Source organism: Massilia timonae (assembly GCF_001866515.1).
GTDB lineage: Bacteria > Pseudomonadota > Gammaproteobacteria > Burkholderiales > Burkholderiaceae_D > Telluria > Telluria timonae.
In genome coordinates this window covers 2475232-2497764 of the sequence record NZ_JRYB01000001.1, presented here as the reverse complement: position 1 = coordinate 2497764, position 22533 = coordinate 2475232, and the positions used below count along the sequence as shown (strand labels likewise).

The window sequence follows — 22533 nt, the reverse complement described above, 5'->3', positions numbered from 1 at the left end:
GCCTGTCCTATCCGTCGCAGCGCAATACCTGGATCGGCCTGTTCCCCTTCGTGCTGCTGCACTACCTGCTGCGCGGCGAGCAGGCGCTGCAGAAAGTCGATCCGGCCCGTCTCGACGAGCGTCCGCACCCGGGCCCTTTGTACTACGAAAAGCGCAAATTCTTCGACTGGGAGCGAATGCACGCGGCGATCGCGGCATGGCGCGCCCTGCCTTCCCGACCATAATAAAAAGGAAACCACGATGCTGCCTGCGGCCACGCCTGCAACCGACAAACGCGAATGGCTGATCCTGGCCGCCGGCCTGGCGGCCGTCCTCGCCTGGCTGGCGCTGCGCAACCACGGCCTGTATCCGGCCATCTTCGCCGACGAGTGGTACTACAGCAGGATGTCGCGCCTGCAGCCGCTGGCCGAAGCCATCGTGCCGTCCTATCTGTACCTGTGGCTGTTCAGCGCCACCAGCGCCTGCGGCACCGGTTTCTATGATTGCGCGCGTTTCGGCAACGTGCTGCTGTATGTCGGCGCCGGCCCCTTCATCTACATGATCGGACGCCAGGTGGCGCGGCCCGTGGTGGCGATCGCCATCACCCTGCTGTGCCTGATGGGGCCGTTCAACCTGTACACCGCCTTCTTCATGCCCGAGGCCACCTATTACTTCGGCGTCCTGGTGCTGAGCTGGATGCTGCTCACCCAAGCGCGCTGGGGCTGGGCACGCCTTGCGCTGTCGGCCGGCCTGGTGCTGGGCATGATGAGCCTGGTGAAAGTGCATGCGCTGTTCCTGCTGCCGGGCCTGTGCCTGTTCCTTGTGATCGCCGCCCGGATGGAAGAATCCGCCGACAGCGGCGGTGGTGGCGCTGGCGACCGCAGTGGCCGCGGCTGGCTGCGCGAGGGCGCGGGCGCCGCCCTGGTGCTGGCCACCAGCGCCCTGGCCGTCAAGTTCGGCCTCGGCTACGTGCTGGCCGGCGACGCCGGCCTGAGCCTGTTCGGCAGCTTCTACGGTTCCACCGCCAGCTCGAGCGCCGGCAGCAAGCTGGGCCTGCTGGCCGCGGCTGGCTTCATCAACGGCCGCGGCCACCTGATGGCGCTGGCGATCCTGCTGCCGTTGCCGATGGCGATCCTGCTGCAATGGGTGCTCAGCCGCGCCACGCGCGAGGCCGCCGCCCTCCGCTTCAACCGCCTGGCGCTGTACGCCTTCCTGATGCTCGGCTCGGCCGCCGGTATGACGGTGGCCTACACCGCCTCGATCGCCGGCGTCGGCCCGCAGGAAGTGCTGCGCCTGCACCTGCGCTACTACAGCTTCACCTTCCCGCTGCTGCTGCTGCTGGCCGGCGCCGCATTTTCGATGCCGGCCCTGCGCACCGCCGCGCCGCGCGCGCGCGTCGCCGCCGCCGTGCTGGTGGGCGCCGCCATCGTGGCCGCGCTCGCGCTGCTGCCGCACTATGCGCTGGCTCCGATCGACAGCCCGGAAATCACGTCGATCGACGTCGCCCTGTGGAGCGGCTGGATGGTCGGCGGCCTCGGCCTGCTGGCGCTGGCGTTGTGGGCGTTCGGCCAGCAGAGCGCGGCCTCGCTGTTCCTGTTCGTGCTGCTGCCGACCACCGTGGCGCTGGGCGCCCAATTGACCACCGCCTACCTGGCCCAGATCGTCTCGGGCTGGGCGCCGGACCACGCAGGCATCGCCGCGCGCGACCACGTGCCGCGCCACGAGCGCAACCAGATCACGATCGCCGCCTCCCGGGAGGTGGACATCATGCGCGCCCAATTCCACATCGACGACAATGACAGCGCCATGCTGGAACTGGCGCCGGGCGCCCCGATCGAAAGCTACCAGCTGCCCGTGCGCAAGAAGTGGCTGCTGGTCATCGGCCAACACCCGTTGCCAGCCGACGTCAAGCCGGTAATCAAGACCGACGATTACGCGCTGGTGCGCCTGGCCGGCGAATTCCATCCGATCGGCGCCTTCCAGCTGTCGCAGGAACTGGTCGAAGGCGGCTTGCTGACGCGGTTCGAGGGCCTGTCGCATGCCGAGGGCTGGGGGCGCTGGTCGGATGGCAAGCAGGTGGCGCTGCACTTCGCCCGCCCGCTGCCGAAGCGGCTGGACCTGATCATCAAGGGACGCGCCTATGCCGACAATGCGGGCCTGCCGTTCACCGTGCGCGTGGGTGAGCAGAGCGCCACCTTCCGCCTCCCGGGCAGCGTCCAGGAAGCGCGGCTGCGCCTCACCACCGACGGCACGCAGCGCACCCTGACGATCGACGTGCCGAAGCCGATCTCACCGAAGGCGCGCGGCGAATGGCCTGATCCGCGCGAGCTGGGCATCGGCCTGGTCGAGATCGCAATCGGCAACAGCGCCGACCAATGAAGAAGCCTTGATGGCGTGAAAAAATAGTGGTGCAGCAAGCCTCGGCGGCATAGCCGCCTATTTGGCGTCCCTGCGGCGCCTCTGTGCGCTCACGAACGGAGACACAACGGCCACGACGGCTAGAGTAGCTCCAAAGGGGGCGGCATGCCGCCGGCCCCGAACCGCCCAGGATGCCCCATGGTACTCGGACCGACGAAGGACGATTCACTCAAGAAAGATCTGGACGTCCAGGGCGGCGGCCAGAGTCGCGGCGTGCCGGCCGACGGCGACGTCGAGGGCAATTCCGTCCATCCGATGGGACCGCCCGAGGACAATCCCGGCATCCACCACTGGCAGTCCGGCTACATCGAGCGCGAGGGCTTGCAAGACCGCGGCAACATCTTCTTCGCCGCGGTCGAGATGACCCGCATGCCGATGCTGATCACCGATCCGCGCCAGGAAGACAATCCGATCGTGTTCGCCAACGGCGCCTTCGTCGACCTGACCGGCTATCCCATCGAGCAGATCCTGGGCCGCAACTGCCGTTTCCTGCAGGGGCCCGACACCGACCGCGCCACCGTGGCCGAGCTGCACCGCGCGGTCGAGGAACAGCGCGCGGTGGCGGTCGACATCGTGAACTACAAGGCCGACGGCACGCCGTTCTGGAACGCCCTGTTCTTCGGCCCCATCTTCGACCAGCAAGGCAAGCTGCTGTACTTCTTCGCTTCGCAGATGGACATCACCGAGCGCCGCAACAACCAGGAATCCTGGCTGCAGGCGCAGAAGATGGAAGCCATCGGCCAGCTCTCGGCCGGCATGGCCCACGACTTCAACAACCTGCTGCAAGTTATCAACGGCAACCTCGAAGTCGCCCTGCTGGGCGCCGGTCCCCAGCACAAGGCGGCCGAGCCGATCCGGCGCGCCCAGCGCGCCACGATGCAGGCCGGCAAGTTGACCCAACAATTACTCACCTTCGCGCGCAAGCAGCGGCTGGAGCCGAAGCGCCTGAGCATGAACAGCCTGGTAGTCGAGTTTTCCGACATGCTGGTGCGCACCTTGGGCGAGAAGATCGACCTGCGGCTCGACCTCAAGCCCGGTCTGCCGGCCTGCACGATCGACCCGACCTATCTCGAGATGGCGCTCCTGAACGTGGTGCTCAATGCGCGCGACGCGATGCCGGACGGCGGCGCCGTCACGGTCGGCACCGCCGTGCTGGGCGACGAGCGCCGCCGCCTGCTGGGCCTGCCGGCCGGCGACTATGTCTGTATCTGCGTAAACGACGAGGGCGAAGGCATGACGCCCGAGGTCAAGCGCCGCGCCACCGAGCCCTTCTTCACCACCAAGGGACCGGGTACCGGCCTGGGCCTGGCGATGGTGCATGGTTTCGTGCAGCAATCGCACGGCAAGCTCGACATCGAGAGCGAGCCGGGCCGCGGCACCCAGGTGCGCATGGTGTTCCGGGTCGCCGAGCAGGCGGCCAGCGACGACGCTTCACTGGCCGAACGGCGCGGCGGCACGCAAGATGAGCCGCAGCAGCGGCGCTGCCGCATCCTGGTGGTCGAGGACAACGACGACGTGCGCGAACTGGCCGAAAGCATGCTCGAAATGGCCGGCTACGACGTGCTGTCGGCCCCCAGCGGCGAGCGCGCGCTCGGCCTGCTGGAAAGCGGCGAGCAGGCCGACCTGCTGTTCACCGACGTGATCATGCCGGGCGGGATGAACGGGCTGGAGCTGATCGAGCGCGTGCACGCCAGGCGTCCCGGCCTGCCGGTGCTGGTCACCACCGGCTACATGGACGAACTGCCCGGCCGCGGCAAGCCCAGCGGCACGCTCGACGTGCTGTCCAAGCCCTACCAGCACCAGGACTTGCTGGACCGGGTCGGGGCCGCGCTCAAGCGGGCTGCCTGAGCATTCCGAGGATCGCGCCCGCCACCAGAAGCCGCCTTCAGGACGCTGGCCGCGCCGCGGATTCCAGCGTTGGCGCCGCGTCGAGCGTGCGCGCATCGAGCGGGATGTCGATGACGAAGGTGGTGCCGCGTTCCACGTCGCTGTCGAGGCCCACGCTGCCGCCGTGGCTCTCGGCCACCGCGCGCACATAAGGCAAGCCGACTCCCCAGCCCTGCTTCTGTCCCTTCCTGGCCGCATCGGCGCGGCGATACATCTGGAAGATGCACTCCTGTTCGGCAGGCGGGATGGGCGGTCCCTCGTTATGGACGGTCAGCAGCAGGCGTCCGTGGACCTCCTGGATCTGGACGTCGATGGGCGAACCGGGGACGCCATACTTCACCGCATTCGACACCAGATTCTCGGCGGCCCGCTTGAGCGCCGCGCGGTCCCAGCAGCCAACCACGCTGCCACCCTGCACGTGCACGCGCGGCCCGTAGGCGGCCAGGGCGTCGGCCTGGACTTCCTTCATCACTTCGAGGATGTCCACGCTGTCCATGCTGAGCCGGATGTTCTCGCCGCTGTGGAATGCCATCGTGTCGAGCAGCTCGTCGACCATGCCGCTCATGCGCTGCAGATTCGTCAGCGCCTTGGCCGCGACGGTCTTGATCCTGGTCGGGTCATTGCTCAGCAGGATGAGCTCAAGACCTGTCATGGTGGCGCTCAGGGGGCCGCGCATGTCGTGGGTGAGCGCCGCCGCGAACCGTTCGCGAAAGCCGCTGTTCACGAGCGAAAACGCCTCGACCGCTTGCTGGATGCCGGAATCGATCGAGGCGTGGATCGTGTGGGCCTCGGCATGGTCGAGCACGACCCGTTCGCGGTGCAGCACCTCGAACAGGGTCATGCGAAAGATCTGGTATTCCCCGATCAGCGCGGCATGGTCGTAGGACGTGACGCGCGCGCGTTCGCCGCCATGTTCGGCCGCAACCGTGGTGCCGTCGACCCCCGAGGTCCGGGGATAGGACGGACTGATGCTCTGCGCAATGTTGTCGTAGAAAACGGGAAGCGTATCGATGAGAATCGGGTGCTGCACCGTGCGCGCCTGGACGATGCGCTCGCGCACGCGCGCTTCCCATTCGGCGAACACGACCTCGCGCAGGGCGAGCATTCGCCTCGCGTTGGGGGAAAGCCGCTGTTCCGGGGCCTGCTGGTCACTCGCAAACGAGGCGTGACCCGGTTCGGATTGAGTGTGATTCATCGCCTCATGATACTGGAGCGCCCGGCCCCGGCGCCGCCAAATGTCAACCGTGCACGCAGAATGTCACATCGCCGCTCACGCTGTCGGATGGACAAACCTTTTCGTGAGGGCCCGCATCGATCACGGCGAGCGGGGCCGGCGTGCCGGAAGCGAGGCCCGCGACCAGGGCGGCGCCGGCGATCGACGTAGCGGCGACCAGCGCCAGCTTGCAGGAAGTGTCCATCGTAATCCCCATCTTGGTTCGCGACGGACAGTACTATCCGGCGCGACGACTTTCCGCATACTTACTGAACAACGTCGCGGCGATGTCGCCGCGGTAAGTGTTGCGTAAGCCGGAGAGACCGAGCATGGCGCTTTCGACAACGAGAAAGACACCCATGCCCACTTCCCCCACTTCCCCGCGCCGCCACCTGGCGCGCGCCTTGCGCCCGGCGCACATGCCGCTGCTCGCCGCCATGCTCTGCGCCCTTCCCGCCCTGGCCGAACCGGGCGCGGGCACAGCGGCTCCCTCGTCGTGGGCGCTGGGCGTCGGCGCCATCACCTTCGACAAGGCCTACGCCGGCATCGACCGCGAGCACCTGCCGCTTCCCTTCGTCCAGTACGAGAACCGCTGGCTCTCGATCGCCGGTCCGCAGGTAGGCTTCAAGCTGCTCGAACTCGCCCCGGCGCCGTCGCACACGCTGAACCTCGACCTGGTGGTGCGCTACGACGGCAGCGGCTACGACGACGACGACATCGAGGACACGCCGGTCCTGGCCGGCATGCGCGAGCGGAAAAGCGGCGCCTGGGCCGGTGCTAGAATCGAATGGAAGAGCAACTGGGCCGTCCTCAGCGCCGAAGCGCTGGGCGACGCCTCCGGCAACAGCGAAGGCAGGCGTTTCAATCTGGGCGTGGAGAGGACATGGCATATCGGCGAGCGCATGACGATCACGCCGCGCGTGACCGCGAGCTGGCACGACGAAAAATACGTCGACTATTACTACGGCGTGCGGGCCGACGAGGCGCGCCCCGGCCGCGCGGCCTACCGCGGCGAGTCGGGCGTGAATGCCGAAGCGGGCGTGCGCGCGATGTATGCGTTCGACCGGCGCCATTCCATGTTCGTCGACCTCGAGGTGGCGCGCCTGGCCGACGCGATCAAGGACAGCCCGCTGGTCGACCGCTCGACCGAGAACCGGGTGCTGGTCGGCTACCTGTACCGCTTCCGGTGAGCCGATGAGCCGCGTCCTCCTGATCGAAGACCACGAACGCCTGGCCCAGCTGATCGCCAAGGGCCTGGCGGCGGCCGGCATCGCCGTCGACGTGGCCACGCGCATCGACGGCGCCTGGGCGTCGCTCCAGCAGATGTCCTACCAGGCCCTGATCCTCGACCGCGGCTTGCCCGACGGCGACGGCCTGGCCCTGCTGGGCCGCATGCGCGCGGCCGGCCTCGGCATCCCGTGCCTGGTGCTGACCGCGCGCGAAGCGCTGCACGACCGCGTCCAGGGCCTCGAGGCCGGCGCCGACGACTATCTCGCCAAGCCGTTCGCCATGGACGAGATGGTGGCGCGGGTGCGCGCCCTGCTGCGCCGTCCGGTGGAATTCCGGCCGCTCGACCACGCCCGCGGCGACCTGGCGCTGCAGCCCGATGCCGACCTGCTGTGCTGCGGCGCCGAGCGCATCACGCTGGCGCCGGCCGAGATGCAGATCATGCTGCTCCTGCTGCGCAAGCACGAGACCACGGTGCGGCGCGGCGCGCTGGAAGCGGCGGCCTGGGGCCTGAACGACGCCGTCACCCCGAACGCGCTCGACGTCGCCCTGCACCGCCTGCGCCGCAAGCTGGCCGCGATCGGCTCGCGCCAGCGCATCGTCAACCTCAGGGGCGTCGGCTACGTGCTGCGCGCGGACGATGCGGCTCAATAGCATCCGCCTGAAAATCGTGATGGCCTTCGTCGCCGGGACGCTGCTCAGCGTCATGCTGGTGGTGCTGGTCGCGGCCTTCGTCCTGCAGACCAACGTGCTGGCCCGGACCGACCTGTCGGACATGGCGCACGACCTGTCGGCCAAGGTGCACGTCGGGCGCGACGGCAGGCTGCGCCTGGGGACCGAAGACCACCATGCCATCAAATGGGCATTCGACAGCCTGGGGCGCGAAGTCGCCTACCGCGTCGTCGACCGCGCCGGCAACGCGGCCCTGCTGTCCGAGGCGGGCTCGCGCTTCTGGCCCGACGGCGTGCTGCCGCCAGGTGCGGGACGCGACCGCTTCGAGTTCAGCCGCGACGGCGTCACCTTCTTCGGCGCCAGCGAGCCGCTCGCGCTCGAAGGGCGCCATGGACTGTATCTGCAAGTGGCCGCCAGCAGCCGCATGATGCACCTGCTGCACCGGGTCGCCCTGCCGCTGGTGGCCTACGGCATCGCCCTGTTCACCCTGGTGCTGCTGGTCGCCTTCGGCTTGTGCACCTGGATCACCTTGCGCTATACCTTGAAGCCGCTGCAGGACGTGTCGGCGTCGGCGGCCGGCATTTCGCTGCAGTCGATGCACGCGCGCCTGCGCGCCGACGCCGTGCCGGGCGAGATCGCGCCGCTGGTCGACAGCTTCAACCGGGTGCTCGAGCGCCTCGAGCAGGCCTACCGGGTGCAGCAGGAATTCCTGGGCAACGCGGCGCACGAACTCAAGACGCCGCTGGCGATGATCCGGGCCCAGGTCGAGCTGGGGGTCGACGGCGAAGCCGAGCGCGCCGCGCTGTTGAAGGACGTCGCCTACATGTCGCGCCAGGTGCAGCAGCTGCTGTTGCTGGCCGAGGCCAGCGAGGCGACCAACTACGCGTTCGGCACGGTCAGGGTCGGCGAGGTCGCCGACGAGGCGATCGGCTACCTGCGGCGCATGGCCGAGGCGGCCGGCGTGACGCTGGCGGTGTCCACGGTGGACCAGGGACTGACGTGGCAGGCCGATCGCGGCGCGCTGTTCACCCTGTTGAAAAACCTGCTGGAGAATGCGATCGAGCACGCGCCCGACGGCTCGCGCGTGAGCGTGGAGATCGCCCGCGACAGCCTGTCGGTGCGCGACCATGGGCCGGGCGTCGAGGCGGCGCAGCTGGCGCTGCTGTTCGAACGCTTCTGGCGCGGACCGCACCGGCGCGACCTCGGGGCGGGATTGGGACTGTCGATCTGCCAGGAGGTGGCGCGGGCGCATGGCTGGCGGCTGGCGGCGGAGCGGGCGAATCCCGGGCTGCGTTTTATATTGTCAGCCAAGGAACGTCGTCCCCGCGAAGGCGGGGACCCAAGTTCCATGCAAACCACCAAGGCATATTCCAGTGGCTACATTGATTAACTTGGGTCCCCGCCTGCGCGGGGACGACGTTTACACACTAGGGGATCAGGCTTGCGCCTTCGGTCCGCCGCCCAGCAGGAAAGCCAGCTTCTGCTTGGCCGGCTTGGCCGGCGCGTGCGGCGCCGCATCGACGTCCTTGCGCGGGCTGCTGGTCGGTTCGTAGGGCTTGAGGAACCACGGATCGATCTTCTCGCGGCGCGCGCCCGGACCGAGTCCGGAGCGCGGCGCACGCGCTGCGCCGCCGCGCTCACCGCGCTCATCGCCGCGGCGGGCGCCGCGTTCGCCGTCGCGCGAAGCGTAGTCGCGGCCACCTTCACGGCCACCTTCGCGACCCTCGCGGCCGAACTCGCGCCCACGGCTGCCGGGGGCCACGAAGCCTTCCAGCGTGCCGCGCGTGATGGTCTGCTTGATCAGCTTCTCGATGTCGGCCAGCAGGCGCTCGTCCTTGTCCGAGTACACCGACAGCGCATCGCCCGAGGCGCCGGCGCGGCCGGTGCGGCCGATGCGGTGCACGTAGTCTTCGGCGTTGTACGGCAGGTCGTAGTTGATCACGGCCGGCAGGTCTGAGATGTCGAGGCCGCGCGCGGCGACGTCGGTCGCCACCAGCACTTCGACGCTGCCGTTCTTGAACGCGTCCAGCGCCGCCATGCGCTCCTGCTGGGTCTTGTCGCCGTGGATCGCCGACGCCTTGACGCCGCGCTTCTCGAGGTGGCTCGACAGGCGCGAGGCGCCGATCTTGGTGTTCGAGAAGATGATCACCTGCTTCATGTCGCGCGAGCGGATCAGGTGCTCGACCACGTCGCGCTTCTGTTCCTCATCGACCTTGTACACGATCTGCGTGACCTTTTCCGCAGTCGCGTTGCTGCGCGCGACTTCGATGGTCAATGGGTTGTTCAGGAAGGTGTTGGCCAGCTTCTTGATCTCGGGCGAGAAGGTGGCCGAGAACATCAGGTTCTGGCGCTGCTTCGGCAGCAGGTTGATGATGCGCTGCAGGTCGGGCAGGAAGCCCATGTCGAGCATGCGGTCGGCTTCGTCCATCACCAGCATCTGCACCTGGCCCAGGCTGACGTTCTTCTGTTCGATGTGGTCGAGCAGGCGGCCCGGGGTGGCGATCACGATCTCGACGCCGCGGCGCAGGATCTCGGTCTGCGGCTTCATGTCCATGCCGCCGAACACCACGGTCGCGCGCAGCGGCGTGTGCCGGGCATAAGCCTTGACGTTGTCGGCCACCTGCACCGCCAGTTCGCGGGTCGGCACCAGCACCAGGGCGCGCACCGGATGGCGCGCCGGCGACATGCTGGCGTTCGCGTGCGGCATCAGGAGCTGCAGGATCGGCAGCGAGAAGCTGGCGGTCTTGCCGGTGCCGGTCTGGGCCGCGCCCATCACGTCGCGGCCCTGCAGCACCACCGGAATCGCCTGGGCCTGGATCGGGGTCGGATGGACATAGCCCTGGTCCGAGAGCGCGCGCTGGATTTCCGGCGCCAGGCCGAAGTCGGCGAAGCGTACCGTGGGAGCCTCGGCGGCGGCCGGCGCCGCGGCCGGGGCGGCGGGCATGGGAGGCGTGGCACCAGCGGTGGCGGCGACGTCGTTGTTGTTCGCGATGTTGCTCGGAGAATCAGACATATTATTTAGTTGCATTCATTCGTTCAGCTCTACGCTCGGGCATGTTCTCCCCGTCGCGGGTCGATGGACGCGCGGCGAAGGGCGGAACGGGAACCGGGCTCCGGCGCGCATGGCAGGCAGGGGACCGGGGATAAGCCGGCAAGCGGGACAGCCCGGCGGCAGGCCGGAGTAACGGACGTAGAGACACTTTTAGCGGGTGACACGATACCCGAAATCGCCACCCATGTATATGCCGGCCTGTTTTTAAACAGTTTACCAAAAGAAATCGACTCCCTGCCGCGCGGCGGCGCGGACGGGCTCTCCCGCGGGCCGCCTCACCGCGTCCAGCCGCGTTGCTGGGCCGCGCGTTCGGCCACCGGATCGAGCACGGTGCCGGCGATGCGCGCGTCGATCGCCTCGCGCACGACGGGCGGCGGCTGGCTGCCGTCGACCCAGGCGGCCCCGCCGCCATCCTGGGCCAGCACCGGGATGCTCCAGCGCCCGCTCTTCAGGCAGGCCAGGCCGGCGGTGGTGTCGACGACGAAGCTGCGGCAATAGCCGCCATCCCTGGCGACGAAGGTGACGCCGATGCGCACGCCGTTGTCGGACGGCCCGGGGCTGGCCAGCTGGCCGTCCAGCGCCGCCACCAGCGGCCCGCGCGCCACCAGGGCGCCATCGACGTGGTCGAGCGTGGCCAGGCCGGGCGCCTGCGCCAGGCTGTGCCAGCCGAAGGCGCCCAGGGCGGCGCCTGCCAGCAGCGCCGCGCCGACCGCCACCCAGTGGCGCTTGCACCAGTTACTGTAGGCGATCTGCGGCGGCGGCACCGTGCGGCCGGGGCGCAGGCTGTTGAGCTGCACCACCTTGGCGCCGCAGGGCGGCACGCTGCGCTGGGCGTGGCTGCCGTCGTGACCGTTGGCCGAGACGCCGACGCGCCCGTTGCGTGTATTGCCCTTGAGCTGCAGCTCGGCCCGGTGATGCGCGATGCGCGCCGCCAGCACCGGATCGGCGCGCATGGCCCGCTCGACCGCCGCGCGCGCCGGCTCGGCGAGTTCGCCGTTGATGTACCCGATGAGAAGATCGTCAGAAAATGTCATGCCGGGCCCCTGCGCTGCTTCCCTAAGAAGTGATCAAGCCATGTTCATCCAGCACGTCATGCAGCAATTCGAGCCGGATCACGGGGTTGTCGAGCATCAGCATATGATGCTTTTGCTGGTTCGGCAGCGGCAGCAGCTCGCACCAGCGGTTGGCCACCCAGCCGCAGTCGTCGAGCCGGAACGGCGGCTGCACCGGCCAGCGGTGCTGGGGGACGTCGTGCAGCGAATTCAATACCCGGTCGAGCGCGTCGGAGGCGCCCTGCAGCTCGGACGGGATGTTCACGCTGCGATCGTCCTCGACCAGTTGCGCCTCGGCCATCCACAGGCCGTTGACGCGCTGCTCGGCGGTGACGACGGAAAAGCGCGCGCCGCCGCGGCACAGCACCTGCAGCAGGCCGGGCGTGTCGGTGGTGGTCTCGGTGACCGAGGCGATGGTGCCGGCGGCCACGAAACGCTCCAGCTCGGCATCGGGCCGGCGCACCTCGTGCCCATGCGTCAGCAGCACCACGCCGAACGGGGTGCCTTCGAGGATGCAGCGGCTGATCATGTCGAGATAGCGCACCTCGAACACCTGCAGCGGCAACACCCCGTCCGGAAACAGCACCGTACTGAGCGGGAACAGTGGCATGGAAATCGTCGACATGGCTTCCATGATGACAGAATCGGCGCCATCGCGGGTGTACGATTGCGGTCGATCGACGACCGATTTATTCGTCCGGTGACCTCAGCGGCAGGTAGCGCACCCACTGGCGCAGGTCGTCCAGGCGCCAGCGAAGGCGGCCCCAGCCGGGGCCGGGCGCGTCGACCACCCTCACCCGCACCACCTTGCCGGCGACCGGCGGACAGGCATACGTATACAGGCCGGCCTCGCCGAACGGCAGGCGCAGCTCGCGCCCCGCGCCGATCTTGAGCGGACCGAACACCACCGGCACCCTGCCTTCGTTGCGCAGCAGCAGCACGTCGCGCACGCCGCGCGTCAGCCGGATCTCCGCCGGCAGCGCCAGTTCTCCCCCGACCGTGGACGGGAAGGCCAGCAGCAGTTCATGGCTGCCGCCCCGCAACGGCGCCACCATGCCCAGCAGCAGCGCCAGGCCGCACAGGCCGGCAAGCGCAGTCAAGGGCCAATGGCGTTTCAGCAGCGATGCGAGTGCGGAACTCATCCCGCCTTTGCACTCTTGCAAGGAAAGTGTTTCAGATTAGAATGTTTCATTTAGCAGAGCATGACTTGTGCCAGATTGACAAACTTCATTGACAAAGGCGCAAAGTCGCGTGCGCCCCGTCAATCCAAGGATGCGTATGCTACGTAGTCCGGTCTCTCCGATCAACCCCGCCGCTCCGGCTGCCACGCACAAGGACATGCAGCAGACCGCCAACCACACCCCAGCCCCGACCCCGGCGCCCCATGCCGGCCATGCGCCACTGCTGATGGCGCTGCTGGTGTTCGTGCTGACGCTGCTGGTCACCTTCGGCGCCTGGTCCAGCGCCCAGCGCAGCGCCGAGGCCCAGCTGCACGAAGCCTTCGATTACCGCACGCGCGACATGGGCTACGCCATCGGACGCCGCCTGCTGGTCTACGAGCAGGTGCTGCGCGGCGCGCGCGGCTACCTGCGCGGCTCGGTCGACCTGAGCCGGGCCGAGTTCGCCGAGTATTACGAGGTGCTGCGCCTGGACCAGTCCTTCCCCGGCCTGGAGGCGCTGGCGATCGCCAGCGCGATCCCGCCCGGCGCCCTCGCCGCCCACGAGGCCCGGGTGCGCGCCGAGGGCTTTCCCGACTACCGCGTCCATCCGGCCGACGGCCAGCCGCGCACGGCCATCTCGCACATCCAGCCGTTCAACGCGCGCAACCTGCGCGCCTTCGGCTACGACATGTACAGCGAGCCGGTGCGGCGCGCGGCGATGGCGGCGGCGCGCGACAGCGGCCAGGCCGCGCTCAGCGGCAAGGTGGTGCTGGTGCAGGAAGGCGGCGCCAGCCGCGATGCCGGTTTCCTGATGTACCTGCCGGTGTACCGCAGCGGGCGCGACGTCGAGACTGTCGAGCAACGCCGCGCGGCGCTGGTGGGCTGGATCTATTCGCCGTTTCGCATGAAGGACCTGATGCGCGGCGTGGGCGGCATCGCCGCGCCCCAGCTCGACGTCGAGATCTACGACGGCGACCACATGGCCCCGGACGCGCTGCTGTACCGCTCCCCCGGCGCCGACCGCGGCGAGACGCCACGCTTTTCCACCGCCACCCGCATGGCGATGGCGGGCCGCATCTGGACCGTGCGGATGGCGTCCAGCGCCAACCTCGAGGCCACGCTGGACCACGAGCGCCCGCAGATGGTGGCCGCCACCGGCGTCGTGCTGGGCGCGCTGGTGAGCATGGTGGTGTGGCTGCTGGCCGGCTCGCGCCGCCGCGCGCTGCAGCTGGCGCAGGCCATGACGCTCGAGCTGCGCGAGTCGCACGGCCGCATCGCGGCCGACCAGCGCCGTTTCAAGACCATCCTCGAAACCGCCTACGACGGCTTCGTCGCCGTCGACCGCCAGGGCCGCATCACCGACTGGAATGCCCAGGCCACGCGCATCTTCGGCCTCGACGCCGCGCAGGCGATCGGCAGCCCGGCCGAGCAGCTGCTGCCGGAAGAACGGCGCGCCGCCTTCCGCACCACCTTCGACGCCTTCATCCGCGGGGGCGCCGGCCCCATGGCCGGCCAGCCCACCGAGACCGAGGTATTGCACGCCAGCGGCCGGCGGGTGCCGGTGGAGCTGGCGGTGGCCCTGCTGCCCCCTGGCGACGGTTCGGGCGCGACCGTGTTCGTGCGCGACATCACGCCGCGCCGCGAAGCCGAGGCGCGCGAGCTGCAGCGCCAGCAACGCCTGGATGAGGCGCGCCAGGCCCTGGCCCGGGCCCAGAAGCTGGAAGCGGTCGGCAAGCTCACCGGCGGCGTGGCGCACGACTTCAACAACATCCTGCACATCATCAGCGCCAACGTGCAGCTGATGCTGCGCGCCGAAGGTCCGCCCAGCCGCAAGCGCCTGCACAACGTGCTCGACGCGGTGGACCGCGGCTCGAAGCTGGCCGGCCAGCTGCTCGCCTTCGCCCGCCGCCAGCCGCTGCATCCGAGCGTGGTCGACGTCGCCCAGCTGCTCGAGCGCAGCGACAGCCTGCTGCAGCGCGCCGCCGGCGACGGCATCGTGCTCGAACGCACCGCCGTGCCAGATCTATGGCCGACCCTGGTCGACCCCAACCAGCTCGAACACGTGCTGCTCAACCTGGTGATCAATGCGCGCGACGCGATGGACGGCAGCGGGCGCATCGCGCTGCGCCTGGCCAACCTGACGGTCGACGCCGGCGCCAGCCCGCTCGAAGGCGAGCCGGCGCCCGGCGACTACGTCGTGATCTCCATCGCCGACGAGGGCCACGGCATGCCGCCGGAGGTGATGGAACACGCCTTCGAACCCTTCTTCACCACCAAGCCCGAGGGCAAGGGCACGGGGCTCGGGCTGTCGATGGCGCACGGCTTCGTGCGCCAGAGCGGCGGCCAGATCCGGCTCGAGAGCGCGCCGGGCGCCGGCACCACGGTGACCATCTACCTGCCGCGCCATGTCGCGCCGGTGCTGCCCGCGCTGGCGGAGCCGGACGTGGGCGCCCATCCCTAGCGAAGCACTGATCTGTAGCGGAACGCTAGTCACAATTCTGGTGCCTGAACCTACGTAAGCATACGTGAGAGAACACCGTGGAAACGGACGGGGTTCAGCCGACCCGCGTGCGGTAACTGCCCGAAATGCGGTTGCGCCCATGCGCCTTGGCGTCGTACATCGCCAGGTCGGCGCTATGCAGCAGCGCTTCGGCGGCGGCCGCCGCATCACCATCGCCATCGCCGGCGCCGCAATCGGGATACAGCGCGTAACCCAGGCTGCCCGAGATGCGCAGGATGCGCTCGCCGTCCTCGAACGGCTGCTCCAGCCGCGCCAGGATGGTGGCGGCCACCCGCTCGGCGTCCTGGGGCTGCTGGCAGCGCGGCAGCAGCACCGCGAACTCGTCGCCGCCGACCCGCGCCAGCGTGTCCGATTCGCGCAGCGCCGCGCGCAGGCGCTGCGCCACCATGCGCAGCAGGCGGTCGCCCACCGCGTGGCCATGGGTGTCGTTGACCGGCTTGAAGTTGTCCAGGTCAAAATAGACCAGGCCGACCTTGTGGCCCTCGCGGTTCGCGGTGAGGATGGCCTGGCGCATGCGGTCGTGCAGCAGCACGCGGTTGGGCAGGCCGGTGAGCGCATCCTCGTGCGCCATGCGCCGCATGCGCTGCTCTTCCCGCTTGCGCGCGTCGATGTTGGAGAAGGTGCCCACCATGCGCAGCGGCTCGCCGCGCTCGCCCCTTTCGGTGACGGCGCCGCGCGCCTCGATCCAGCGCCAGCCGCCGTCGCGCGTGCGCAGCCGGTGTTCCATCGTGTAATCGGCGGTGATGCCGTCGACGTGGGCGCGCAGGCCGGCGCGCACCTGTTCCAGCTCGTCCGGATGCACCAGCTCCGCCAGGCCCTTCTCGCCGAACCACGACACTGTCGGATGCTCGCTGTCGAGGATGCGCTGCGCGCTCGGCGACAGGGTCGCGATGCCGGTGGCGATATCGCAGTCCCACACGCCATCGCCGGCCGCGTTCAGGGCCAGCTTCCAGCGCGCCTCGGCCGCGGCCAGGGCCTTGAGCGCGCGCCGGCGGCGGTCGGCCGCGCCGATCGCCGCCCAGCCCAGCGTGGCCAGCACCAGCGACACCACCAGGCCGGCGCTGCGCATCACCTCGCGCTGCTGGGCGAAGCGCGCCTCGGCATCCGGCACCGCCTGGCCCACCGTGACCACCAGGCCGTATTCGGGCAGTTTGTGCCAGGCATAGAAGCGCTCGATGCCGTCCAGGCGGCTCGCCTTGCGGAAGGCGCCACTGATGCCCACATCGCGCGTCTGCGGCGCGTCGGGGATCGCCACGCCCATGTGGCGGTTGCCGTCCGCGCGCGAGCTGCGCGCGATCACGGTGGCGTCCAGCCGCATCAGGCTGACGGCGGCATCCGGGCCGAGGTCGATGCTGTCGTAGAAGCGCAGGAAGTATTCGGGCCGGATCGCCACCGCGATCACGCCGGCCAGGCGGCCGTCCGCGGCGCGGATCAGGCGCGTAAACTGCACCACCCACTGCTGCGAGAGACGGCTGCGTTCGGGGCGGCCGACGTAGAGCCGGTCGCCGCCGCGCTCGCGGTGGACGGCGAACTGGCGCAGGTCGCCCAGCGCCAGGCCCTGCGGCGCCGTGGCGCCGCCGACGGCGGCGTCGGTGTACAGCAGGCGCCCCTGGGCGTCGGTGACGGTGATGTGCATTGGCACCCGCAGGTGGCGCGCATGCTCGGCCGCGCTGCGCGCGAAGTTGGCGGGATCGCGCTGCCAGGTGCCGCGCAGCTGGACCAGCGACAGGTCGACCAGGGCGACGGTGGCCTTGACTTCCTCGGAGAAGGCGCGCGACAGGTTCCGCACATTGGCCTGGGCGCCGCTCTCGGCCAGGGAGGCGAAGCGCGCCTGCTCCACCGCCACCCCACCCCATACGAGCGCCAGCATCAGCGTCAGGTAGAGCGCGAACTGGCGCAGCACGCGCCGGTGGAAGTAGCCGCCGAACCGGGCCACGATGGGATTGGACGATGTGGGATAAGGCATCAAGACGATGGCCGGCGCGAGCCAGGCGGCAATCGGACAGCAGGCGGAAAAGGAGTCGGGCGTAGAACGATTCCTGCCACTGCCGAACAGACGCGTCCGTCGTCGAGCCGGACATTATACCGAGTCGGACGCCAAAAGTTGCAGAACGGAACTTAAAAGTTCCAGTCCGATATTCTCGGCTGCTTCCTTTTTGCATAACCGGATCGATAACAGGGATGATCGCTCCTCTTGCCGCGCCGGATGCTAGAGTGACGGTATGAAACTGTTCTATAACGTGGCCGGGGTACTGGCCGTCCTGCTGGGCATCCTCGGCATCTTCCTGCCGCTGCTGCCGACCACGCCCTTCCTGCTGCTGGCCTCGGCCTGTTTCGCGCGCGGGTCCGAACGCCTGCACCGCTGGCTGCTGGCCCATCCCGTGTTCGGAAAATACCTTGCCAACTTCGAGGCCGGACACGGCATTCCGCTGAAGGGCAAGATCGTCGCCACCGTCATGCTGTGGGGCTCGATGGCATGGTCGACGCGCCATTTCGACAGTGTCGCCATCCTGATCTCGATGGTCGTGATCGGCGCCTGCGTGAGCACCTATATGTGGTGGTATCTGCCGACGCTCAAGCTGCCGCCGAAGACTGGGCCGGTCGAGGAATCCCAACCGGAGCGTTAGAAAATTTCATGCTGCCGCCGATTTTGTAATATTATTAGTTACATGAAACGCGACAGCAAACTCTCTTCCGTCCTCCACGTGCTGCTGCACCTGGCCCATAGCGAGCGCCCGATGACCTCGGAGCAGATGGCCGGCATGCTCGGCACCAATCCGGTGCTGGTGCGGCGCGTGCTGGCCGGGCTGCGCGAGCGCGGCTACATCAGCTCGGAGCGTGGCCACGGCGGCGGCTGGACCGTCACCTGCGACCTGGCCACGGTCACCCTGCGCGACGTCTACGACGCGGTCGGCGCCCCCACCGTGTTCGCGATGGGCAACCGCAACGAGCACAGCGCATGCCTGGTCGAACAGGTGGTCAACGCCTCGCTCGCGGACGCCTTCCAGGAAGCCGAGGCGCTGCTGGTGCAACGCCTGGGACAAGTGACGCTGGCCGACCTGTCGCGCGATTTCAACCTGCGCTACGACAACCATCCTCATCGACAGGCCGAACATGAACATCACGAATGACTACGACGCCATCGTCATCGGCGGCAGCTATGCCGGCCTGTCGGCCGCATTGCAGCTGGCGCGGGCGCGCCGCAAGGTGCTGGTGGTCGACGCCGGGCAGCGCCGCAACCGCTTCGCCAGCGACTCGCACGGCTTCCTGACCCGCGACGGCCAGCCGGCGGCAGACATCGCGCGCGAGGGCCGCGCCAACGTCGCCGCCTATCCCAACGTGGCCTGGCATGACGGGCTGGCGCAGGGCGCGCGCCCTGACGCCGGCGGCTTCATCGTCGACCTCGATGGCGCAGACAGCGTGCGCGGCCAGCGCCTGGTGCTGGCCACCGGCGTGCGCGACGAGCTGCCGCCGATCGAGGGCCTGGCTGAACGCTGGGGCAAGAGCGTGTTCCACTGCCCCTACTGCCACGGCTACGAACTGGACGAGGGCCGCATCGGCGTGCTGGCCAGCGGCCCGCTGTCGGTGCACCAGGCGCAGATGCTGCCGCACTGGGGCCAGGTGACGCTGTTCACCAATGGCGTGTGCCCGCTCGACGAGGCGCAACGGGCCGACCTGCAGGCACGCGGCGTGCAGGTGGACGAGACGCCGGTTGCGCGGCTTGCCGGCGACGCCACCGTGGTGCTGGCCGATGGCAGGCGGGAAGCGATGGCCGGCCTGTTCACCTTCGGCCGCCTGCACATGGCCAGCCCGATCGCCGCGCAACTCGGTTGCGCCTTCGACGAAGGACCGCTGGGCCCTTACATCCGCACCGACGAAGGACGCCAGACCACGGTGCCGGGCGTGTTCGCCGGCTGCGACGCCATGCGCGCCGCCAGCTCGGTGGCGCTCGCCGTTGCCGATGGCGCGATGGCCGGCGTCGGCGCCCACCGTTCGCTGCTGTTCGGCCTCGCGCCGCAGCACTAGCGGCAGGCGCTAGCAGGCGTCGACGTAGCGGCCGCGCGCGTCGGCCGGATAGCTGACCACGATGCGCTCGGTGTCTTCGTCGGCCTCGTAACGCACCCAGACCAGGCCGTCGCGCGATTCGAAGCGCTCGGGCGCGGTCGCCACCAGCGGGATCTGATGCCAGCGGCCGAAGTCGGCCACCACCTGCTGGTCGCTGGCGGCAATCCCGAGCTTCTGGCCGTTGGACAGCCGGTAGACGCCGTCGATCGACTCGATCACTTCGGCGCTGGGCATCACCCGCTGCGGCGGCGGCCCGGTGCGCGAACAGCTGATGCCGGCCACCGGCACCTGCATCTCTTGCAGCGCCGGTGCGGCAACGGCGGAAGATGGTCCCAGCAATGCCACAACGCCAGCCGCGAACGCGGCGGCAACGAAACTCGTGCGCATATCGTTCTCCTCGGTCGAAAGCGGGCATGGCCGCGCCATCGGCGGCGTTCCCGTCCCGTATGACACCGGCCCGCCCCCCGAGTTCTGGCTGCGCGCCGGCCAGGGCCGTGTTGCCGGATAATGAAACGCCTTAACGCGAGAATCACCCATGGAACTCATTTTCCTCGGCACGTCGTCCGGCACGCCGACCCGGCAACGCAATATGTCCGGCCTCGCGCTGCGCCTGCGCGGCGCGCGTTCGTGGGTGCTGGTCGACTGCGCCGAAGGGACCCAGCACCGCATCCTGCGCACCCCGCTATCGGTGATGAGCCTGCGCGCCGTGTTCATCACCCATATGCACGGCGACCACTGCTATGGCCTGCCCGGCCTGCTGGCCAGCGCCGGCCTGCTGGGCCGCAGCGAGCCTTTGACCATCGTCGGCCCGCCGCCGCTGCGCACCATGATCGAGTGCATCATGCAGGCCAGCGAATTGAGCCTGCCCTTTCCACTCGCCTGGCTCACGCCCGACGACCTGGCGCATGGGCCGCTGTTGCCCGACCTTGCCGTCGACGCCACCGCGCTGTCGCACCGTATCCCGTCCTGGGCCTACGGCTTCACCGAGGCCGCGATCGAGCGCCGGCTCGATACCGAGAAGCTGCGGGCCGACGCGGTGCCCTCGTCGGCGCTGTGGGGCGAGATCCAGCAGGGCCGCGACGTGGTCCTGCCGGACGGCCGCGCCATCACCGCCGCCGATTACCTGCTGCCGCCGCGGCGCGCGCGCCGCATCGTGGTCGCGGGCGACAACGACAGCCCGGAACTGCTGGCCGCCGGCGCGCAGGGCGCCGACGTGCTGGTGCATGAGGCAACCTATACCGAGGAAGTGCTGCAGAAGATCGGTCCCGGCCCGCAGCACAGCTCGGCCATGCGGGTCGCGCATTTCGCCCAAGGCGCCGGCGTGCGCAACCTGGTGCTGACCCATTTCAGCCCGCGCTACCAGGAAGGCGGCCCGCTGCCGCTGGCGCTGCTCGAAGAGGAGGCGCGCGCCCGGTACGGCGGCCACCTGCTGCTGGCGCGCGACCTCGATCATTACGTGCTGGACCGCACCGGCGAACTGCGGCAGGCCGTCATATAACTACCGTCCCGGCGCTGGCGCCCCACCCGATCGTCACCTGCACCGCTGCGTCCTCAACATTGGCATAATCATATGGCCATGAAAATCCGTGCCTATATCCTGATCATGACCGGCGCCATCGTGCTGCCGATCGCCATCTTCGCCGCCGTGGCGCTGGAAACGCTGCTGCGTTCCGAGCGCGACGCCGCCCTGAGCACGATGAAGGAAGCCGCCGACGCCACGGCGCTGCTGGTGGACAATGAGCTGAGCAGCGCCGAAGCCGCGCTGCGCGTGCTGGCGCAGTCGCCGCACCTGGCCAGCGGCGACATGGAGAACTTCTATCGCCACGCGCGCACGGCCGACCGCGGCGACGGCGGACGCACCATCCTGTTCCTGGCCAGCGGCCAGCAGGTGATCAACACCGTGGCGCCGCTCGGCGCCACGCTGCCGCCGCCGCCCGACTACGTGCGCACCCGCACCCGCGACGTCATCGAGAGCGGCCGCACCGTGGTCTCGGGCCTGATCAAGGGGGCGGTGCAGCAGATCCCCGTCACCACCATCAACGTCCCGGTGCCGATCGATGGCGGCCGCCGCTACGTGCTCGGTTCGGTGTTCTCGCCGGATTACTTTTCCAGGGTGATCGACCGGCGCGCGATGCCGGCCAGCTGGAAACTCTCGGTGGTCGACCGCGCAGGCTATTTCATCGCGCGCTCGAGCGAGCCGGCGCGGCTGGGCCATGCCGCCAACCCGCTCCTGATGCGCGCCGCCGCGGGCCGCCAGCAAGGCATGGTGCGCTTCGACACCCGCGCCGGCGTGGATGCCTACCACGCCTTCACCCGTTCGCCGATGTCGGGCTGGATCGTCACCGTCAGCGTGCCGGCCGCCGAGATCGACGGCGTGGCCCGGCGCGCGGTGATGCTGGTGGCGATCGGCATGCTGGCCGCGCTGCTGGTGGCGGCCGGCGCCGCCGCGCTGTTCGGGCGCCGCCTGGTGAACGCGACCCATGGCGCGGCCGCCAGCGCGACCGCGCTCGGCCATGGCGGCCTGCCGCCGCGGCCGCGCACCGGCATCGCCGAATTCGACCACCTGCAGCGCTGCATCGGCGAAGCCGGCCGCAAGCTGGCCGCGGCCGAGGGCGAACGCAGCGCCCTCCTGCAGCGCGAACAGGAGGCGCGCGCGCTGGCCGAAGAGCAGGTGCGCATCCGCGACGACTTCCTCGCCATGCTGAGCCACGAGCTGCGCAATCCTCTGAGCGGCATCGTCGGCGCGGTCCAGCTGCTGCGCATGGACAGCCCCCGGCCCGAGCTCAAGAGCCAGGCCCAGGACATCCTGATGCGCCAGAGCCGCCACCTGACCCGCATCGTCGACGACCTGCTCGACCTGGCGCGTCTGGCGCGCGGCAAGATCAAGCTCGACATGGGGCCGGTCGAGCTGTCGGCGGTGGTCGAGCCGACCGTGGCCGCGCTGCGCATGGCCGGCCGCGTCCAGCACACGCTGACCACCAACCTGGAGCCGGCCTGGGTGCGCGCCGACCGCACCCGCATCGAACAGGTGGTCACGAACCTGGTCACCAATGCGCTCAAGTACACGCCGCCGGGCGGCGCGATCGAGATCGCGCTCGAAGCGCATGCCGGCAAGGGCCAGGCGGTGCTGACGGTGCTTGACGACGGCGTGGGCATCGCGCCCGACCTGATGCCGCGCCTGTTCGATATCTTCGTGCAGGGCAAGGTCTCGCTCGACCGCTCCCAGGCGGACTCGGGATCGGGCTGTCGCTGGTGCGCAGCCTGGTCACGCTGCACGGCGGATCGAT

Annotated in this window: 19 protein-coding genes and 1 pseudogene; 12 read left to right on the top strand and 8 right to left on the bottom strand. The window is 69.3% G+C overall.

The genetic code is table 11. From position 1 onward, the window contains the following. Positions 1–240 precede the first annotated feature (240 nt). Both LO55_RS10820 and LO55_RS10815 read left to right on the top strand, forming a co-directional pair. Positions 241–2358, top strand: coding sequence for a DUF7024 domain-containing protein (locus LO55_RS10820; RefSeq protein ID WP_071361462.1), 2118 nt, complete (start codon positions 241–243; stop codon positions 2356–2358). A gap of 177 nt (positions 2359–2535) precedes the next feature. Beyond that, on the top strand, positions 2536–4245 hold the full coding sequence (locus tag LO55_RS10815; RefSeq protein WP_071361461.1) for a response regulator: 1710 nt from the start codon (positions 2536–2538) through the stop codon (positions 4243–4245). A 37-nt stretch (positions 4246–4282) separates the two neighbouring features. Here LO55_RS10815 and LO55_RS10810 read toward each other — a convergent pair whose 3' ends face one another. Together LO55_RS10810 and LO55_RS10805 are read right to left on the bottom strand one after the other, a co-directional pair. Next, positions 4283–5389, bottom strand: coding sequence for a sensor histidine kinase (locus LO55_RS10810; protein ID WP_071361460.1), 1107 nt, complete (start codon positions 5387–5389; stop codon positions 4283–4285). 133 nt (positions 5390–5522) lie between these two features. Beyond that, positions 5523–5702 (bottom strand): hypothetical protein, encoded by a 180-nt coding sequence (locus LO55_RS10805; RefSeq protein ID WP_143054500.1) that lies wholly within the window; start codon positions 5700–5702, stop codon positions 5523–5525. Positions 5703–5856: 154 nt separating this feature from the next. Between LO55_RS10805 and LO55_RS10800 the strand changes: the two genes are divergently transcribed. From LO55_RS10800 to LO55_RS10790, 3 genes are read left to right on the top strand one after another with little or no spacing between them, the layout of a single operon-like run. After that, on the top strand, positions 5857–6687 hold the full coding sequence (locus tag LO55_RS10800) for a MipA/OmpV family protein (RefSeq protein ID WP_071361458.1): 831 nt from the start codon (positions 5857–5859) through the stop codon (positions 6685–6687). Positions 6688–6691: 4 nt separating this feature from the next. Continuing rightward, entirely contained in the window at positions 6692–7378 is a 687-nt protein-coding gene (locus LO55_RS10795; protein ID WP_071361457.1) for a response regulator transcription factor, read from the top strand. Next, positions 7365–8786 carry a sensor histidine kinase gene (locus LO55_RS10790; protein ID WP_071361456.1) on the top strand — a complete coding sequence of 474 codons (1422 nt, stop codon included), beginning with the start codon at positions 7365–7367 and terminating at the stop codon, positions 8784–8786. Before LO55_RS10795 ends, LO55_RS10790 begins: the two co-directional genes overlap by 14 nt. A 45-nt stretch (positions 8787–8831) precedes the next feature. Here the strand turns inward: LO55_RS10790 and LO55_RS10785 are convergent, their stop codons facing one another. The 4 genes from LO55_RS10785 to LO55_RS10770 form a co-directional block, all read right to left on the bottom strand. Then, a complete protein-coding gene (locus LO55_RS10785) occupies positions 8832–10409 on the bottom strand; it encodes a DEAD/DEAH box helicase (RefSeq protein ID WP_071361455.1) in 1578 nt (525 codons plus the stop codon). Positions 10410–10723: 314 nt separating this feature from the next. Continuing rightward, entirely contained in the window at positions 10724–11482 is a 759-nt protein-coding gene (locus LO55_RS10780) for an anti-sigma factor (RefSeq protein ID WP_071361454.1), read from the bottom strand. Positions 11483–11504: 22 nt separating this feature from the next. Further along, entirely contained in the window at positions 11505–12125 is a 621-nt protein-coding gene (locus LO55_RS10775) for an LON peptidase substrate-binding domain-containing protein (protein ID WP_071363757.1), read from the bottom strand. A 64-nt stretch (positions 12126–12189) separates the two neighbouring features. Further along, a complete protein-coding gene (locus LO55_RS10770) occupies positions 12190–12642 on the bottom strand; it encodes a hypothetical protein (RefSeq protein WP_071361453.1) in 453 nt (150 codons plus the stop codon). 136 nt (positions 12643–12778) lie between these two features. Here LO55_RS10770 and LO55_RS10765 point away from each other — a divergent pair, with 136 nt between their 5' ends. Next, positions 12779–15121, top strand: coding sequence for a CHASE domain-containing protein (locus LO55_RS10765; RefSeq protein ID WP_071361452.1), 2343 nt, complete (start codon positions 12779–12781; stop codon positions 15119–15121). A 94-nt stretch (positions 15122–15215) separates the two neighbouring features. Here LO55_RS10765 and LO55_RS10760 read toward each other — a convergent pair whose 3' ends face one another. After that, the gene (locus LO55_RS10760) at positions 15216–17147 is read right to left on the bottom strand and encodes a sensor domain-containing diguanylate cyclase (RefSeq protein ID WP_071361451.1); all 1932 of its coding nucleotides are present in this window, start codon (positions 17145–17147) and stop codon (positions 15216–15218) included. A gap of 256 nt (positions 17148–17403) precedes the next feature. Between LO55_RS10760 and LO55_RS10755 the strand changes: the two genes are divergently transcribed. From LO55_RS10755 to LO55_RS10745, 3 genes are read left to right on the top strand one after another with little or no spacing between them, the layout of a single operon-like run. Next, positions 17404–17808, top strand: coding sequence for a YbaN family protein (locus tag LO55_RS10755; RefSeq protein ID WP_005665445.1), 405 nt, complete (start codon positions 17404–17406; stop codon positions 17806–17808). A gap of 42 nt (positions 17809–17850) precedes the next feature. Next, positions 17851–18312 carry an Rrf2 family transcriptional regulator gene (locus tag LO55_RS10750; RefSeq protein WP_005665442.1) on the top strand — a complete coding sequence of 154 codons (462 nt, stop codon included), beginning with the start codon at positions 17851–17853 and terminating at the stop codon, positions 18310–18312. Further along, complete coding sequence (locus tag LO55_RS10745; RefSeq protein ID WP_071361450.1) at positions 18296–19207, top strand: NAD(P)/FAD-dependent oxidoreductase; 912 nt, start codon at positions 18296–18298, stop codon at positions 19205–19207. Before LO55_RS10750 ends, LO55_RS10745 begins: the two co-directional genes overlap by 17 nt. A 9-nt stretch (positions 19208–19216) precedes the next feature. On the opposite strand, the gene LO55_RS10740 is transcribed toward LO55_RS10745, so the two are convergent. Beyond that, complete coding sequence (locus LO55_RS10740; RefSeq protein WP_005665437.1) at positions 19217–19633, bottom strand: hypothetical protein; 417 nt, start codon at positions 19631–19633, stop codon at positions 19217–19219. Between LO55_RS10740 and LO55_RS27190 the strand changes: the two genes are divergently transcribed. The 3 genes and pseudogenes from LO55_RS27190 to LO55_RS27290 form a co-directional block, all read left to right on the top strand. Then, on the top strand, positions 19626–19754 hold the full coding sequence (locus LO55_RS27190) for a hypothetical protein (RefSeq protein ID WP_267871909.1): 129 nt from the start codon (positions 19626–19628) through the stop codon (positions 19752–19754). The two genes, LO55_RS10740 and LO55_RS27190, sit on opposite strands and share 8 nt — an antisense overlap. Positions 19755–19781: 27 nt before the next feature. Continuing rightward, positions 19782–20744, top strand: a complete 963-nt coding sequence (locus tag LO55_RS10735; protein ID WP_005665436.1) for an MBL fold metallo-hydrolase — start codon at positions 19782–19784, stop codon at positions 20742–20744. A gap of 72 nt (positions 20745–20816) precedes the next feature. Continuing rightward, positions 20817–22528, top strand: a pseudogene (locus tag LO55_RS27290) (sensor histidine kinase); the annotation flags it as partial. Between the last annotated feature and the right edge of the window lie 5 nt (positions 22529–22533).

Excerpts from the sequence above, each read along its gene's own strand:
- LO55_RS10820 (WP_071361462.1), top strand. The coding sequence starts at position 241 with ATGCTGCCTGCGGCCACGCCTGCAACCGACAAACGCGAATGGCTGATC.
- LO55_RS10815 (WP_071361461.1), top strand. The coding sequence starts at position 2,536 with ATGGTACTCGGACCGACGAAGGACGATTCACTCAAGAAAGATCTGGAC.
- LO55_RS10810 (WP_071361460.1), bottom strand. The coding sequence starts at position 5,389 with ATGCTCGCCCTGCGCGAGGTCGTGTTCGCCGAATGGGAAGCGCGCGTG.
- LO55_RS10805 (WP_143054500.1), bottom strand. The coding sequence starts at position 5,702 with ATGGACACTTCCTGCAAGCTGGCGCTGGTCGCCGCTACGTCGATCGCC.
- LO55_RS10800 (WP_071361458.1), top strand. The coding sequence starts at position 5,857 with ATGCCCACTTCCCCCACTTCCCCGCGCCGCCACCTGGCGCGCGCCTTG.
- LO55_RS10795 (WP_071361457.1), top strand. The coding sequence starts at position 6,692 with ATGAGCCGCGTCCTCCTGATCGAAGACCACGAACGCCTGGCCCAGCTG.
- LO55_RS10790 (WP_071361456.1), top strand. The coding sequence starts at position 7,365 with ATGCGGCTCAATAGCATCCGCCTGAAAATCGTGATGGCCTTCGTCGCC.
- LO55_RS10785 (WP_071361455.1), bottom strand. The coding sequence starts at position 10,409 with ATGTCTGATTCTCCGAGCAACATCGCGAACAACAACGACGTCGCCGCC.
- LO55_RS10780 (WP_071361454.1), bottom strand. The coding sequence starts at position 11,482 with ATGACATTTTCTGACGATCTTCTCATCGGGTACATCAACGGCGAACTC.
- LO55_RS10775 (WP_071363757.1), bottom strand. The coding sequence starts at position 12,125 with ATGTCGACGATTTCCATGCCACTGTTCCCGCTCAGTACGGTGCTGTTT.
- LO55_RS10770 (WP_071361453.1), bottom strand. The coding sequence starts at position 12,642 with ATGAGTTCCGCACTCGCATCGCTGCTGAAACGCCATTGGCCCTTGACT.
- LO55_RS10765 (WP_071361452.1), top strand. The coding sequence starts at position 12,779 with ATGCTACGTAGTCCGGTCTCTCCGATCAACCCCGCCGCTCCGGCTGCC.
- LO55_RS10760 (WP_071361451.1), bottom strand. The coding sequence starts at position 17,147 with ATGCCTTATCCCACATCGTCCAATCCCATCGTGGCCCGGTTCGGCGGC.
- LO55_RS10755 (WP_005665445.1), top strand. The coding sequence starts at position 17,404 with ATGAAACTGTTCTATAACGTGGCCGGGGTACTGGCCGTCCTGCTGGGC.
- LO55_RS10750 (WP_005665442.1), top strand. The coding sequence starts at position 17,851 with ATGAAACGCGACAGCAAACTCTCTTCCGTCCTCCACGTGCTGCTGCAC.
- LO55_RS10745 (WP_071361450.1), top strand. The coding sequence starts at position 18,296 with ATGAACATCACGAATGACTACGACGCCATCGTCATCGGCGGCAGCTAT.
- LO55_RS10740 (WP_005665437.1), bottom strand. The coding sequence starts at position 19,633 with ATGCGCACGAGTTTCGTTGCCGCCGCGTTCGCGGCTGGCGTTGTGGCA.
- LO55_RS10735 (WP_005665436.1), top strand. The coding sequence starts at position 19,782 with ATGGAACTCATTTTCCTCGGCACGTCGTCCGGCACGCCGACCCGGCAA.